Source organism: Amycolatopsis sp. NPDC114504 (genome assembly GCF_055633595.1).
Map to the genome: position 1 here is coordinate 875637 of NZ_JBVKDU010000002.1, position 13925 is coordinate 889561.

16 protein-coding genes are annotated in these 13925 nt (G+C 71.2%); 8 read left to right on the forward strand and 8 right to left on the reverse strand.

From position 1 onward, the window contains the following. Positions 1 to 8: 8 nt before the first annotated feature. A complete protein-coding gene (locus ACZ7PG_RS15985; RefSeq protein ID WP_470239798.1) occupies positions 9 to 971 on the reverse strand; it encodes an alpha/beta hydrolase in 963 nt (320 codons plus the stop codon). A gap of 156 nt (positions 972 to 1127) precedes the next feature. On the opposite strand from ACZ7PG_RS15985, the gene ACZ7PG_RS15990 reads away from it, so the two are divergent. The 3 genes from ACZ7PG_RS15990 to ACZ7PG_RS16000 all read left to right on the forward strand — a co-directional run bounded on the left by ACZ7PG_RS15990 (position 1128) and on the right by ACZ7PG_RS16000 (position 2967). Continuing rightward, positions 1128 to 1571, forward strand: coding sequence for a MarR family winged helix-turn-helix transcriptional regulator (locus tag ACZ7PG_RS15990; RefSeq protein ID WP_470239799.1), 444 nt, complete (start codon positions 1128 to 1130; stop codon positions 1569 to 1571). Next, positions 1568 to 2410, forward strand: a complete 843-nt coding sequence (locus ACZ7PG_RS15995) for an SAM-dependent methyltransferase (protein WP_470239800.1) — start codon at positions 1568 to 1570, stop codon at positions 2408 to 2410. Before ACZ7PG_RS15990 ends, ACZ7PG_RS15995 begins: the two co-directional genes overlap by 4 nt. A gap of 89 nt (positions 2411 to 2499) precedes the next feature. Continuing rightward, positions 2500 to 2967 (forward strand): hypothetical protein, encoded by a 468-nt coding sequence (locus ACZ7PG_RS16000; protein ID WP_470239801.1) that lies wholly within the window; start codon positions 2500 to 2502, stop codon positions 2965 to 2967. Here ACZ7PG_RS16000 and ACZ7PG_RS16005 read toward each other — a convergent pair. Continuing rightward, positions 2950 to 3888: a patatin-like phospholipase family protein gene (locus ACZ7PG_RS16005; RefSeq protein ID WP_470239802.1), complete on the reverse strand. Its 939-nt coding sequence runs from the start codon at positions 3886 to 3888 to the stop codon at positions 2950 to 2952. The genes ACZ7PG_RS16000 and ACZ7PG_RS16005 overlap by 18 nt on opposite strands. A gap of 104 nt (positions 3889 to 3992) precedes the next feature. Here ACZ7PG_RS16005 and ACZ7PG_RS16010 point away from each other — a divergent pair, with 104 nt between their 5' ends. Genes ACZ7PG_RS16010 through ACZ7PG_RS16020 form a run of 3 tightly spaced genes read left to right on the forward strand, consistent with a single transcriptional unit; the run spans position 3993 to position 7551 of the window. Beyond that, entirely contained in the window at positions 3993 to 4535 is a 543-nt protein-coding gene (locus tag ACZ7PG_RS16010; protein ID WP_470239803.1) for a PadR family transcriptional regulator, read from the forward strand. Next, on the forward strand, positions 4535 to 6547 hold the full coding sequence (locus tag ACZ7PG_RS16015) for an FAD-dependent oxidoreductase (RefSeq protein ID WP_470239804.1): 2013 nt from the start codon (positions 4535 to 4537) through the stop codon (positions 6545 to 6547). The genes ACZ7PG_RS16010 and ACZ7PG_RS16015 overlap by 1 nt, the downstream gene beginning before the upstream one ends. A gap of 50 nt (positions 6548 to 6597) precedes the next feature. Beyond that, a complete protein-coding gene (locus ACZ7PG_RS16020; RefSeq protein WP_470240770.1) occupies positions 6598 to 7551 on the forward strand; it encodes a prephenate dehydrogenase in 954 nt (317 codons plus the stop codon). Positions 7552 to 7554: 3 nt separating this feature from the next. Here the strand turns inward: ACZ7PG_RS16020 and ACZ7PG_RS16025 are convergent, their stop codons facing one another. After that, positions 7555 to 7764 (reverse strand): antitoxin, encoded by a 210-nt coding sequence (locus tag ACZ7PG_RS16025; protein ID WP_284744550.1) that lies wholly within the window; start codon positions 7762 to 7764, stop codon positions 7555 to 7557. Between the two features lie 24 nt (positions 7765 to 7788). Next, positions 7789 to 9756, reverse strand: a complete 1968-nt coding sequence (locus tag ACZ7PG_RS16030) for an FUSC family protein (RefSeq protein ID WP_470239805.1) — start codon at positions 9754 to 9756, stop codon at positions 7789 to 7791. A gap of 68 nt (positions 9757 to 9824) precedes the next feature. On the opposite strand from ACZ7PG_RS16030, the gene ACZ7PG_RS16035 reads away from it, so the two are divergent. Then, positions 9825 to 10274 (forward strand): SRPBCC family protein, encoded by a 450-nt coding sequence (locus tag ACZ7PG_RS16035; RefSeq protein ID WP_470239806.1) that lies wholly within the window; start codon positions 9825 to 9827, stop codon positions 10272 to 10274. Between the two features lie 103 nt (positions 10275 to 10377). Then, the gene (locus ACZ7PG_RS16040; protein ID WP_470239807.1) at positions 10378 to 11142 is read left to right on the forward strand and encodes a polysaccharide deacetylase family protein; all 765 of its coding nucleotides are present in this window, start codon (positions 10378 to 10380) and stop codon (positions 11140 to 11142) included. Here the strand turns inward: ACZ7PG_RS16040 and ACZ7PG_RS16045 are convergent. From ACZ7PG_RS16045 to ACZ7PG_RS16060, 4 genes are all read right to left on the reverse strand, one after another. Then, complete coding sequence (locus ACZ7PG_RS16045; protein ID WP_364379156.1) at positions 11139 to 11612, reverse strand: carboxypeptidase regulatory-like domain-containing protein; 474 nt, start codon at positions 11610 to 11612, stop codon at positions 11139 to 11141. The two genes, ACZ7PG_RS16040 and ACZ7PG_RS16045, sit on opposite strands and share 4 nt — an antisense overlap. Beyond that, positions 11609 to 12214, reverse strand: a complete 606-nt coding sequence (locus tag ACZ7PG_RS16050; protein WP_470239808.1) for an RNA polymerase sigma factor — start codon at positions 12212 to 12214, stop codon at positions 11609 to 11611. The genes ACZ7PG_RS16045 and ACZ7PG_RS16050 overlap by 4 nt, the downstream gene beginning before the upstream one ends. Before the next feature lie 415 nt (positions 12215 to 12629). Beyond that, positions 12630 to 13295: an SGNH/GDSL hydrolase family protein gene (locus ACZ7PG_RS16055; protein WP_470239809.1), complete on the reverse strand. Its 666-nt coding sequence runs from the start codon at positions 13293 to 13295 to the stop codon at positions 12630 to 12632. 9 nt (positions 13296 to 13304) lie between these two features. Next, positions 13305 to 13913 (reverse strand): NAD(P)-dependent oxidoreductase, encoded by a 609-nt coding sequence (locus ACZ7PG_RS16060; RefSeq protein WP_470239810.1) that lies wholly within the window; start codon positions 13911 to 13913, stop codon positions 13305 to 13307. Between the last annotated feature and the right edge of the window lie 12 nt (positions 13914 to 13925).

The window sequence follows — 13925 nt, forward strand, 5'->3', positions numbered from 1 at the left end:
TTTCTCAGTTATTCCGCCAAAGCGCGGGTCAGCACGGTGACGGCCTGCGTGATCGCGGCCTCCGCCGCGTGGGTCTCGCGGAGCGCGTTGACCATCACGAAGTCGTGGATGGTCCCCTGGTACCGCACGGCCGTGACGGGCACACCGGCCTGACGCAGCTTCGCCGCGTACGCCTCACCTTCGTCGCGGAGCACGTCCGCCTCGCCGGTGATCACCAGCGCCGGCGGCAGCCCGGCCAGCTCGTCGAGCGACGCGCGCAGCGGCGACGCCGTGATCTCCGCTCGCTGGGCGGGGTCCGTCGTGTACTGGTCCCAGAACCACTTCATGCCCTCGCGGCCGAGGAAGTAGCCCTCGGCGAACTTCAGGTACGACTCGGTGTCGAAGTTCGCGTCGGTCACCGGGTAGAAGAGCACCTGCTGCTTGAAGGTGACGTCGCCGCGCTGCTTCGCGAGCAGGGTCAGCGCCGCCGTCATGTTCCCGCCGACGGAGTCGCCCGCGATCGCGATGCGCGAGGTGTCGAGACCCTGCGAAGCGCCGTGCGAAGCGACCCACTTCGCCACGGCGTAGCTCTGCTCGATGGCGACCGGGTAGCGCGCTTCCGGCGAGCGGTCGTACTCGGGGAACACGACGGCCGCGCCGACGCCGGCGGCCAGTTCGCGCACGAGGCGCTCGTGCGTGTGGAAGTCGCCGAAGACCCAACCGGCGCCGTGGATGTAGACGATGACCGGGAGCGGGCCGGAAACGCCGGCCGGGCGGACGATCCGGGTCTCGACCTCGCCGGTCGGCCCGCCGGGCACCTTCAGCAGCTCGACCGACGCGTCGGCCATGGCGACGTCGCCGTCCTGGACGCCGTCGACGGCCTTGCGTCCCTCCTCCGGCGGCAGCTGGAACAGGTACGGCGGCTGGTCGGTGGCCTCGGCGAACGCCTGCGCGGCCGGTTCCAGGGCGAGGTTGTGCGGGTTGGCGGTCATGGCGTCCTCCTCGGGGGCGGTCAAGCTGACACGACTGAACGTAGCCCTCAACTAAGTTGTGCACAACTGAATTACATCCAATGAGATTAAGGGCACTTAAGTTGCGGAGATCCACCTCGAACGGGAGCATGGAGTGTTACGAGCAAGGAGGACGCCATGGCATCACTGCGGCTGGACGACCAGCTCTGCTTCGGCCTGTACTCGGCGTCGCGCGCGGTGACGGCGTTGTACCGGGTCGTCCTGGAGGACCTCGACCTGACCTACCCCCAGTACCTGGTCATGCTGGCGCTCTGGGAGCGCGACCACCGGCTCGTGAAGGAGCTGGGCGCCGAGCTGAACCTGGACTCGGGCACGCTGTCGCCGCTGCTCAAGCGCCTGCACGCGGCCGGGCTGGTCGAACGCGTCCGGCAGGCCGACGACGAACGCGCGGTCATGATCAGCCTCAGCGACGCCGGGCAGGCGTTGCGCGCGAAGGCCGAGGGCATCCCCGACGTGATCGGCACCGCGATGGGCCTCGACGACGCCGGCGTGGCCCGGATGCGCGCCGAGCTGGACCGCCTGACAGAGTCGGTGAACGCCTACCGAGAGGCCCGGTCATGATCAACCACGACGACGCTCTCAAGGCCGTCGAGAGCAGCCTCGACCGCCCGTCCGCGGCGCGGATCTACGACTACTTCATCGGCGGCACCACGAACTACGCGATCGACCGCGACTTCGCCGAGAAGGTGCGCGCCCGGCTGCCGCTCATGGGCGACTACTGCCTGACGAGCCGCCAGTTCCTCGGCCGCGCGGTCCGCGAGTGCGTGCGGGCCGGCATCCGGCAGTTCGTCGACATCGGCTCGGGCCTGCCGACCGCGGGCAACGTCCACGAGGTGGCCGACGAAGAGCGCGAAGAACTCGACACGCGCGTGCTCTACATCGACAACGAGCCGATCGCCCTCGCGCATTCGACGCTGCTGCTCGCCGACACCGCCGACCCGGAGCGCCACCACGCCATCGCCGCGGACTTCCTGCAGCCCGAGGACCTCTGGGACCGCGTGACCGCGTCGGCCGTGATCGACGTGGCCGAGCCGGTCGCCCTGGTGATCAACGCGGTCATGCACTTCATCAAGGACGAGGAGAACCCGGACGAGCTCCTGGCGTACTACCGCGACCGGCTGCCGTCGGGCTCGCTGCTGGTGCTGTCGCAGATGACGAACGAGAACCCGGCCAACGACGACGAACGGCAGGCGCTCGTCGACCTGCTCGAGTACTACGAGACCACGACGAACCCGGGGTTCCTGCGGCCGATGGCCGAGTTCGAACGCTTCTTCGGCGGCTGGCCGATGCTGGAGCCGGGGCTCGTCTACGCGCCCGCTTGGCACCCCGACGAGCAGACGGTGTTCGCCGGCTCGCCGTCGGAGTCGCGGGTGATCGGCGGGATCGCGCGCAAGCCCTGATCCACCTGGCTTCAACCCCGGGGTTGACGTCCGGGCGCCGCCGCGCGGGCACCGTGGTGATCGGAAGATCACCGCGGAAAGGGAAGCCCGTGAACAGCTCGGCCAACATCCTCGTCGGACTCGTCGTGCTGGCGTGGCTGGTGTGGCGGCAGACGCAGCGGCGCCTGGTGCGCGAGGACCGCCGGCCGGTCGTGCTGCTGATCCTGCTGGTGCTCGGGATCCTCCAGCTGAGCACCTACCTCAAGACCGCCTCGACGTCGGGCACGCTGATCGTCGCCCTCGTGGTCAGCCTGCTGCTCGCGGCGGGCTTCGGCGTCGTGCGGGCGCGGAGCACGCGGCTCTGGCGGCAGGACGGGCAGCTGTGGCGGCAGGGCACCTGGCTCACGGCCGCGCTGTGGGTGGTCGGGCTCGGTGTCCACATCGGACTGGACCTGCTGTTCGACGACTCGGCGAAGGGGCTCGGCGCCGGGTCGATCCTGCTGTACCTGGCCGTCTCACTGGGGGTGCAGCGGCTGGTCGTGCAGGCGCGAGCCGACCGGCTAGGAAGCTTCGCGTAGGCCGTCCAGCACGTCGAGGACCGCGTCCTTGCCCAGCTCGACGGCCTTGCGCAGCACCTCGGGGTCGCGCTCCAGCACCGCGATGTCCGGCGACCCGACGGGCGGGCGGATGCTCAGGATCCGCGGGTCGGACGCCAGGATCTCCTCGTCCTCGACGTCGCGCCGGAAGGTGTCGCGCCACGCGGGGATCGCACCCGGAGCCTGGCGGCGCAAGAAGCGCGGCACCACGACGTCGTAGGCCCTCGGAGGCGGCAGCGGCAGCTCGTCCGCGCGGCGCGTGCGCAGCACCAGGACGTCGGTCGCGTCCTGGGCCAGCGCCGTGCGGTACGGGATCGGCTCCGCGACCCCCGCGTCGACGAACCGGCGGCCGGCCATCGGGATCGGCGGGCCGGCCAGCACCGGCATGCAGGACGACGCCGCGAGCGCGACCTTGATCGCGTCCACGTCGCCGAGAAAGGGGTGGAGGTCGGTCGACTCCCCCGTGTCGGCGTCGGTGGCGAGCGGGTGGAACGTCACCGGGTTGGCCAGGATCGCCGGGAAGTCCATCGGCTCCAGCACCGAATACACCTGGTGGACGAGGTATTCGAGGTCGATCACCGCGCGGCCGCGCAGGGTGTGCAGCGGGTTGATGATCCGGCGCATGACGACCGGGTTCCACCAGGTCCGCACGCCGGTCGACGAGCACCCGCTCAGCAGCCAGGCGCCGTTGAGCGCGCCGGCCGAGGAGCCGTAGACGGCGTCGAAGACGGGGACGGCGCCGAGTTCGTCCAGCGCCAGGGCCATGCCGCTGGAGTAGGTGCCGCGGCTGCTGCCGCCTTCGACGGCCAGCGCCAGACGGCGGCCGTCGGTGCGTTCTCCCGGGACGCTGCCCGTCGCCAGCCGTTCGGAGATCAGTTCGAGTACCGGGTGCACTCCACCCATCCTGGTCTTTTCCGGGGTGAAGTCGACCCGATTTGTGCCACCCAGGGGGGTGAAGTGATGTGTGCCTCGTTGCACTGCAACTCGTTGCATAGGACCCTCCAGGGATGGCACTGGAGCACGCGATCCTCGTCTCGCTGTCCGAGCGCGCCGGCTCGGGCTACGAGCTGACGCGCCGCTTCGAGAAGTCGATCGGGCTGTTCTGGAGCGCCACCCACCAGCAGATCTACCGCGTCCTGAAGCGGATGGAAGAGGCCGGCTGGGTCGCCGTCGACGTCGTCGCGCAGTCGGGGCGGCCGGACAAGAAGGTCTACACGGTCAGCGACGGCGGACGCGCCGAACTCGTCCGCTGGCTGGCCGAGCCCGATCCGGGCGCGGGACCGGTCGAACTGGCCGTGAAGATCCGCGGCGCGACCTTCGGGGACCCGTCGAAGGTCGCCGAAGAGATCGTCCGGCACCGCTCGGCCCACGCCGCCCGGCTCGACGTCTACCGCCAGATCGAGAAGCGCGACTTCCCCGCGCCCGGGGCCCTGACGGGCCAGCACCTGCACCAGTACCTGGTCCTGCGCGGCGGCATCCGCGTCGAAGAGGGTCAGGTCGAGTGGTTCGACGAAGTCCTCGCCGCCCTCCACCACACCAAGGACGCCTGATGACCCCGTACCCGAACTTGCTGTCGCCGCTCGACCTCGGCTTCACGACGCTGCGCAACCGCGTCCTGATGGGGTCGATGCACACCGGCCTCGAGGACAAGGCCGCGCACTTCCCCGAGCTCGCCGAGTACTACGCCGAACGCGCTCGCGGCGGTGTCGGCCTGATCGTCACCGGCGGGTTCGCGCCGAACAAGACCGGCTGGCTGCTGCCGCTCGCGTCCAAGCTGACGACGTCCGCCGAAGCAAAGCAGCACCGCCAGCTGACCACGCCCGTCCACGAGGCCGGCGGCAAGATCGCGCTGCAGGTCCTGCACGCGGGCCGGTACGCCTACCACCCGTTGAGCGTGTCCGCGTCGAGCATCAAGGCGCCGATCAACCCGTTCCGGCCACGCGCTCTCACGGGCTACGGCGTCAAGCAGCAGATCAACGCCTTCGCGAACTGCGCCGCTCTCGCGCGCGAAGCGGGCTACGACGGCGTCGAGATCATGGGCTCCGAGGGCTACCTGATCAACCAGTTCCTGGCCGAGCGCACCAACAAGCGCACCGACGCCTGGGGCGGCACGCCGGAGAAGCGCCGCCGGTTCGCCGTCGAGATCGTCAAGCGCACCAGGGAAAAGGTCGGCGACGACTTCATCATCATCTACCGGCTTTCCATGCTCGACCTCGTTCCCGGCGGCCAGCGCTGGGAGGACGTCGTCGCGCTCGCGAAGGACGTCGAAGCCGCCGGCGCGACGATCATCAACACCGGCATCGGCTGGCACGAGGCACGCGTGCCGACGATCGTGACGTCGGTGCCGCGCGCCGCGTTCACGTGGGTGACCGGGAAGCTCAAGCCGCACGTCGGGATCCCGGTCGTCACGTCGAACCGGATCAACATGCCGCAGGTCGCCGAGGAAGCGCTGAGCAGCGGTGACGCCGATCTCGTATCGATGGCGCGGCCGTTCCTGGCCGACCCCGAGTGGATCCGCAAGGCCGAGACCGGCCGCGAGGACGAGATCAACACCTGCATCGCCTGCAACCAGGCCTGCCTCGACCACGCGTTCAAGCGCAAGCTCGTGTCCTGCATGGTCAACCCGCGTGCCGGCCACGAAACCACGCTGACCCTCGCCCCGACGCGACGCTCGAAGCACGTCGCCGTGGTCGGCGCCGGGCCCGCCGGGCTGTCGGCCGCGACCGCGCTGGCCGAACGCGGGCACAGCGTCGAGCTGTTCGAGGCCGACGACGAGGTCGGCGGCCAGTTCGGCATCGCGCGGAAGATCCCCGGCAAGGAGGAGTTCGCCGAGACGATCCGCTACTACCGGCGGCGGGTCGAGGTGACCGGCGTGAAGCTGCACCTCGGCACCCGCGTGACCGCGAACGACCTCACCGGCTTCGACGAGGTCGTGCTGGCCACCGGCGTCGCGCCGCGCGTGCCGTCGCTGCCCGGGATCGACCACCCCAAGGTGCTGTCCTACGTCGACGTCGTCCGGCACGGGAAGCCGGTCGGCGCGCGGGTCGCGGTGATCGGGGCCGGCGGCATCGGCGTCGACGTCAGCGAGTTCCTCACACACGCCGACTCGCCCGCGCTGGACCTCGACGCGTGGATGGCCGAGTGGGGTGTCACCGACCCCGAGCAGGCGGCGGGCGGGCTCGCGACGCCGAAGCCCGAGCCGTCGCCGCGGCAGGTGTACCTGCTGCAGCGCAAGAAGTCCGGGATCGGTTCCGGGCTCGGCAAGACGTCGGGCTGGGTGCACCGGGCCGCGCTCAAGGCCAAGCGCGTCGAGCAGCTCACCGGCGTCACGTACGAGCGGATCGACGACGCCGGCCTGCACGTCACCGTGGACGGCGCGCCGCGGCTGCTGGAGGTCGACACGGTCGTCGTCTGCGCCGGTCAGGAACCCGTGCGGGACCTCGCGGACGAGCTGCGTGCCGCGGGGCTCCCGGTGCACCTCATCGGCGGGGCCGATGTCGCCGCGGAACTCGACGCGAAACGCGCGATCGACCAGGGAACGAGGCTCGCCGCCGCGCTGTAGCACCAGATGCGTCCGGCACTGGCAGGATGGGCCCCGTGCGAGACGTATGCGTGATCGGGCTCGGGCTGATCGGCGGTTCGCTGCTGCGCGCGGCGGCCGCCAGCGGCCGCACGGCGTTCGGCGCCGCGGTTTCCGAAGTGGACGCCGACGCGGCCAGCAGAGCGGGTTACGACGTCACGACGGACGTCGAAGCCGCCCTGCACCGCGCCGACGGCGCCGACGCGATGGTGGTGCTGGCCGCGCCGCTCACCGCGGTCGAGGACCTGCTGCGCCTGGTCTCCCAGCACGCGTCGCACTGCCTGCTCACCGACGTGACCAGCGTGAAAGCGCCGGTGCTGGACGCCGTCCGCCGGCGCGTGCCGTACACGCGGTTCGTCGGCGGGCACCCGATGGCCGGGACGTCGAACTCGGGCTGGCTGGCCGGCGACGCCGCGCTGTTCCAGGGGGCGGCGTGGGTGGTCGGCGTCGAGGAGGACACCGACCTCGACGCCTGGTCCGAGGTCACGCGGCTCGTGCTGGACATCGGCGCGCACGTCGTCCCGCTGCCCGCCGAGTCGCATGACGAAGCCGTCGCCCGGATCTCGCACCTGCCGCACCTGCTCGCGGCGATCCTCGCCACGATCGGCGCCGAGGGCGGGCCGCTGGCCATGTCGCTGGCCGCCGGGTCGTACCGCGACGGGACGCGGGTCGCGGGGTCGAACCCGCAGCTCGTGCGCGCGATGACCGAAGGCAACCGGGACGCGCTGCTGCCGATCGTCGACGAAGCCCTCGGCCGGCTCGGCGCCGCGCGCGGTTCGCTCGCGTCGACCGGCGGCCTGGCGGCCACGATCAACGCGGGGTACGAGGGCGCGCAAGCGCTGGCCGCCAGCCTGGACGCCGAACGCGCCGGCGTCCGGATCAGCCTGGCGGCCCCGGACGCGCGGCAGGGCCTGATCGCGCTCGGCGAACGCGGCGGCCGGATCACCGGCCTCGCGGACGGGATCGCGACCGGCGAAGTCCAGTAGGACCTACTGGGCCGGCGGGGTGTCCGGCTTGTCGTCGAACTTGTCGAGGAAGCTCTTCGCCTTCTCGATGCCGCTGTCGATCTGCTCGTCGTGCCCGGCGAACTTCGACTTCGCGAAGTCACCCGCCTTGTCGAGGCCGTCCTCGATCTTGTCGCCGTGCTCCCGCAGGGCCTCTTCGGCCTTGCCCTTCAACGCATCGAAGTCGATTCCCATGGCCGTAATTGAACAGCACTCCCGTCACGTGCGCCTGTGGTAGGGCAGGAACCGCCGGACGAGCCGCAGCGGCGTGCGTTCCACCAGGTCAGGGCCGCGGACGGCGTCGAACGCCGACTCCAGCTGGTCCACCACGCCGGCCAGCTGCGCGCTGTCCGGCAGCGGCATCGACGCGGGCTCCCGCTGCTCGCGGATCGCCGACGCCAGCTCGGCCAACGCGGCGGTGAGCAGCTCGATGTCCCCGGGTTCCGGCGGGGTCAGGCCCCGGCCGATCGTCACGCCGACCTCGGTGACGGCGTCCGCGACGCGTTCCTGCGCGGCGATGACCGGCCACCACGCGACCGCCTGGCGGCCGTTCGCGGACGGCTCGACGACGACCTGCTGGAACGCCGTCCGCAGGTCGGCCAGCGCCCGGTACGCGCCGCGCCGGGCCCGTGAACGCGCCAGCCGCGCGTCCCCGGAAGACGCTTCGACCAGCGCGCACGAGACGTACTTCGCGACGGCGTCCAGCCCGTCGGCCAGCCGGCCGCCGACCTGGGGACGACGGCTGCCCGGCCAGAGCAGGTAGCCGAAGACGAGGACGATCACGCAGCCCAGCACGGTGTCGACCAGCCGCGCCACCACGACGTTCCAGCTGCCGGTGTTCGCCAGGTCCATCTGCAGGATGATCAACGGCGTCACGAACGCGCTGAGGATGCCGTAGTTGCGCACCTTCCCGACCGCGACGCCGCCGGCGAAGATCGTGATCAGCGCGACCAGGAGCCAGCCGTGCCCGCCGACGCCGAGGACAATGGCGCCGACCCCGACGCCGACGACCGTGCCGATCCCGCGCAGCACCGCGCGGCCGAAGACCGAGCCGAAGTCCGGCTTGAGCACGATCCCGACGGTCAGGGTGATCCAGTAGGACCGTTCGAGCGGCACGAGCAGCCCGACGATCTCGGCGATCGCGACGCACAGCGTCAGCCGCAGCGCGGCGATCCACGTCAGCGGGCCGGAGGCGAGCGAACCCGCCCACGTCCGCAGGCGCCGGTACCAGGGCGTCAGCTCCCGGCGCTTGCGGTCGTCGCCCTTGCCGATCCGGACCAGGCCCGCGTACAGCGCGGCCAGCACCGGGTCGGCGTCGTCGTCCGGCCTCGGCGGCGGTTCCGGCAGCGGCTGGCTGGCCAGGACCGTCGCCGACAGCGCGACGAAGTGGTCGATGACCTCCTGCGGCGTGCGGCGGCCGGCGTTGACCATCGCAACCGACGCCTCGACCGCGGGCGTCGTCGCCGAGAGCAGGTTGAGCAGGTGCCGGTAGGCGGCGTCGCGGCCGGACAGCCACGAGCGCGCGGTGAGCAGCTGGTCGTACGCCGTGTTCATGGCCGTGGTCAGCCGGTGGCGGGCGACCCGCGAGACGGCTTCGTCGGTCGCCGAGAGCATCGCGGCCAGCTCGACGTAGACGTGCGCGACGGCGGAGCGTTCGGGGCTGGTCGCCCGGAACGTCCAGCTGGCGAGCGCCACCAAGAGGCTCCACACGGCACCGAGGCAGAAGAAGCCGAACAGGACCTCGACGCGCACGCCGGTCGCGTGCTGGCCGGTGCCGAGCACGGCGAACACGAACATCTGCAGCCCGGCGACCGAGGCGTTGCTGCCGGCCGCGCTGATCAGCGCGGACACCGCCGCGACCAGGATCACCGCGGGCACGGACAGCGCGGGCGTGCCGCCGGTGAGCAGCCCGACGGCGTACCCGAACGCCGCCGCCAGCGTCGCGCCGCCGAGCCGGCGGGCGCGGTAGCGGTAGGGACCGGCCGACTCGGACAGCACGGCGGGCAGCGCGCCGGTCGAGATCAGCGCGCCGACGGCGATGTCACCTGCCGCGTAGGCGACCGCGAGCGGCACGGCCAGCGCGATGACGGCGCGGGCGACCATGTTCCACGGCACCGGGACCGGCTTGCTGCGCAGGAGCTGGGTCAGCCAGTGCGGCGCGGCGATGTCGGGACGCGGCGTGCTCACGCCCCCATCTTGACCTACGCTGCGCGGAACGCTTAATTATCAATCTGTCAACAACGTGGGAGGTTCCGGTGGGCCGCAAGTTCTCCTTCGAGGTCAACCGCACGAGCAGCGCGCCACCGGCGGCGTTGTTCGCACTCGAAGCCGACGGCCCGCGCTGGGCGGAGTGGGGAAAGCCACTCATCGTGCAGGCCCGCTGGAAGCGCCAGGGCGCCGATGACCCGGCCGGCGTCGGCGCCGTCCGCGAGGTCGGCCTCTGGCCGGTGCTGATCCGCGAGGAGACGCTCGAGTACGAGCCCGGCCACAAGCACGTCTACACGTTCTTCGGCGCCAACCCGATCAAGGACTACCGCGCCGAGGTGCTGTTCACGCCGACCGAAGACGGCGGCACGCACCTGCGCTGGACCGGGTCGTTCACCGAGCCGGTCAAGGGCAGCGGCCCGATCCTGGCGGCCGGACTCGAACGTGTGATCAGGCTGTTCTCCGGCAAGCTGGTCAAGGCGGCCGAAAAAGGACGCTGACCTGGGTGGCTCCGGCCACACAAGATCAGCCGACGCAACTTGACCCCGGGCTCCAACGTCACTCTTTCGTGTAGTTCTGCACTACGCGGAAGGGGGACGTGGGATGAAGCGCGTCGCAGCGGTGGTCGTCGCCGCGGCACTGGCACTCACGGCTTGCTCGGCGAGCGAGCCGGCCCAACGGGAGTTCGGCACCAGCCAGCCGAACCCGGCACCCGGCGGAGGCCCCGCCGGGACGACGTCGGCGCCGTACCCGTTCGGCACGGTCCAGCAGAAGGCGCCGGCGATCGCGAACGGCGAGGTCCCGGTGGTCAAGCGGATCACCACCGACAAGCCGTACGTCTTCCTCACCATGGACGACGGCGCGGTCAAGGACCCCGACGCGCTGAAGCTGATGCAGCAGAACGGCACCCACCCGGTGCTGTTCCTGAACCAGAAGTACGTGAAGGGCCACGAGGCCTATTTCAAGCAGATCCTCGACGCCACCGGCGCGACGCTCGGCGACCACACGGTCGACCACCCGAACCTCAAGGGCAAGCCGTACGAGTTCCAGCGCAAGGAGATCTGCGACGACGCCGACGACTTCCAGAAGAGCCTCGGCGTGCGGCCGTCGCTGTTCCGGCCGCCGTTCGGCAACTACGACCAGAACACGCTGCGCGCGGCGGCCGCGTGCGGGATGCGCGCCTCGGTGCTGTGGACGGCCGCGGTCAACGACGGGCACGTCCAGTTCCAGGCCGGGGACAAGCTCAAGCCGGGTGACGTCGTGCTGATGCACTTCCGCAAGACCTTCAAAGAGGACTACACGGCGTTCGTGGAGCAGGCGAAGAAGGACGGACTGACGCCCGTCCCCCTCGCCGACTTCCTGGGCTAAAGCACGACCGTCGGCGTCACGACGGTCCGCCGGCACGTCACGTCACCGAGGTGCACGAGGATCTGCGTGGTCCCGCGCGGGACGTTGTCGAGCACGAACCGGCCGCCTTCGTCGGCGGTCGTGGACGACGTCCCGTGCTCGGCGACCCGCACCTCGACGCCGTACTGGCCGGCGGGCACGAGCCAGCCGTCGATGCGGTGCAGCTTGCCGATCTTGGTCAGGTTGATCATCACGGTCAGGTCGCTGACGGTGAAGGTGATCGTCCCGGTGCCGCCACCGCGGACCCCGGCCAGGTTGTCCAGCCGCTCCCACCGCGCGACCTCGACGTCGAGGTCTTCGAGGGCGAGCGCGAACTGGACCCGCTGCACCAGGTCGTCCGGCGGCGGGTCCAGCTCGTCGAGGAAGCGGCCGATTCCGGCCAGGATCAATTCGTCGGAAAAGGCCTCGCCCGGCGTTCCGAGGTCGTTCATCGGCTTCCCCCTTCACTGACGAGCAGATCGCGCATCTGGTCGAGGCAGCGTCCCCTGGTCGGGCCGACACTGCCGCGGGGCATGCGCAGCGCCTCGGCGACGAGCTGGTACTCCGCGCGACCCGCGAGCACGGTCAGCCGGAGCAGGTCCTGACAGCGGTGGGGCAGCCGGACGAAGGCGCGCCAGACCCGGCGGTCGCGGTCGGCGCGGACGGCTTCGTCTTCGGGTGCCGGTTGGGTGCTCGGCATGGCTTCGGCGACTTCGTCGCTCAACGGCACGGGCTGCACGCGCCGGCCGAACGGGTGCGTGGCCTCGCGCCGGGTGGTCGTGATCAGCCACGCGGCCAGGGCTTTCGGGTCTCTGAGCTTCCCGAGCTGGCTGAAGAGGGCGAGCCACACCGTCTGGACGACGTCTTCGGCGACCGAGCGGTCGAGGCCGTTGGCCCGGGCGACGTGCCAGACCAGCGGGGTCAGCTCGGCGACGAGGCGGTCCATCGCGCGGCGGTCACCGTCCCGGGCGGCCTGCATGCACGCGGCGTGCAGCTCGGCGCCGGTCAAGCCCTCCCAAGGCGGGTCTACCTCTGTGGTTTGCACGTCGGTCACCGTATCTGCCCCTCTTCGGAAAAGTCTTCGAGTCGGCTTCGGCAGTATCGCGGGTCCTTCGGGGGGAAGGAGCGTGCAGGTGGATCTCGGATACATCAAGGTCACTTACTTCGTCGGTCGCGCTTCCGGTCAAGGACGATCGAGGGAGGTACCGGCCGGCGCGTCACCCGCGCCGACCGGTACTCCCCTCCCTCAAGGGCCCGCTCCCCAACGGGCCCCGCCGGATGACCCCTCCCCCGAAGAGCACCCGGCCGACGGTGTCCGGAAGCCCCCTCGGCTCCCGGCCACCGCGCATTTCGAACTCGGCACCCCCTGCCGTGTTCCCATTTCCGTGCTTGGCTGCTCCACAGGACGCAATGGAGGGGCGGCCAGATACACGAACCGCGAACTTTTTTTGAAGATCGACGCAGGGCGGCTAACCGATCACAGGGAGTGCGAGGGTGCGGGCCCAGCGGGCGTACCCGGCGGGCCCCGGGTGGAAGTCGTCCGACGCGAAGGCGGCGGGGTCGAGCAGCGCGGGGTCCATCGGCAGGTGCCGGACGCCCGGGATCCGGCCGAGGGCCGCGGCGGCGGCGTCGAGCGCGGTCGAGCGGGCCGAGAGGACGTCTCGCAGCGGTCGCGGCAGCGCCGGGAAGCGGGACATCGGCGGCACACCGGCCAGGAGGACGTCGACCGGGCCGAGGCGCCTTCTCAGCTCGATCACCAGTTCCAGCAGGTCACGGCGGTAGCCCGCGGCCGACCGGAGCTCGATGGTGTCGTTGACACCCAGCGCGACGACCACCAGGTCGGCCGGGCGGACCAGCGGAACCAGCTCGGCCCGGACGACCCGGGCGTTGGCCCCGGTCCGGCCGACGGCCTGCCAGCGGACCGCCCGGCCATCGCGCGCGAGCTCGCGGGCGAGGCAGCCGGTGAGCGCTTCCTCGTGGTTCGCCGCGCCGACGCCGTCCACTGTGGATTCCCCCAGCACGGCCAGGCGGAAGGGGGTCCCTTCGCCCGGCACGAGCCCTTCGGTGGGACCGGCGGCGCCGGGGAGCCGCGGGGTCTTCCGCTTGACGTAGAGGGCTTGAGCGAGGATCACCATGCTTCGACGTTAACCGTGGGCGATCGAAACCTTCGCCCTGGTCAGCGTGGGCTCCGCCACGGCGTCGAGCAGGAACGCGGCGACGTCGGCGCGCCGGATGGTGAACGTGCGGACGTTCCCGTCGAGCCGGCTCACGACCTTGCCGGTGCGCGGCCCGTCGAGCAGCATCGGCGGGCGGACCACGGTCCAGTCCACGTCGGACGCCGTGACCACGGCCTCCATCGCGAGCATGTCCGCCCAGCCGTGCTTGAGGAAGGTGTTGAGCAGCGGTTTGACGAGCGCGCGGGTGAAGAAGCCGTCCCCCTCGGTGTGCATGCCGCTGGCGCTGACGACCAGCAGGCGCTTCGCCCCGGCGTCGATCGCCGCACGGGCACCGTCCACGCAGACCGTCGTCGGCCCGCGGTCACGGGAGCCGAGCGCCGACACGACGGCGTCGCGCCCCTCGATGGCGGCGGCGAGCTTGTCGTGTTCGTGCAGGCCGGCGACCACGACGTGCGCCGGCAGCGTCAGCCGGGCCGGGTCGCGGACCACCGCCGTGACGTCCCAGCCCCGCTCCAGCGCCTGCTTGACGACCTCGGTGCCGACCCCGCCGGTCGCGCCCAGCACGGTGATCTTCATGGTGTCTCCTCG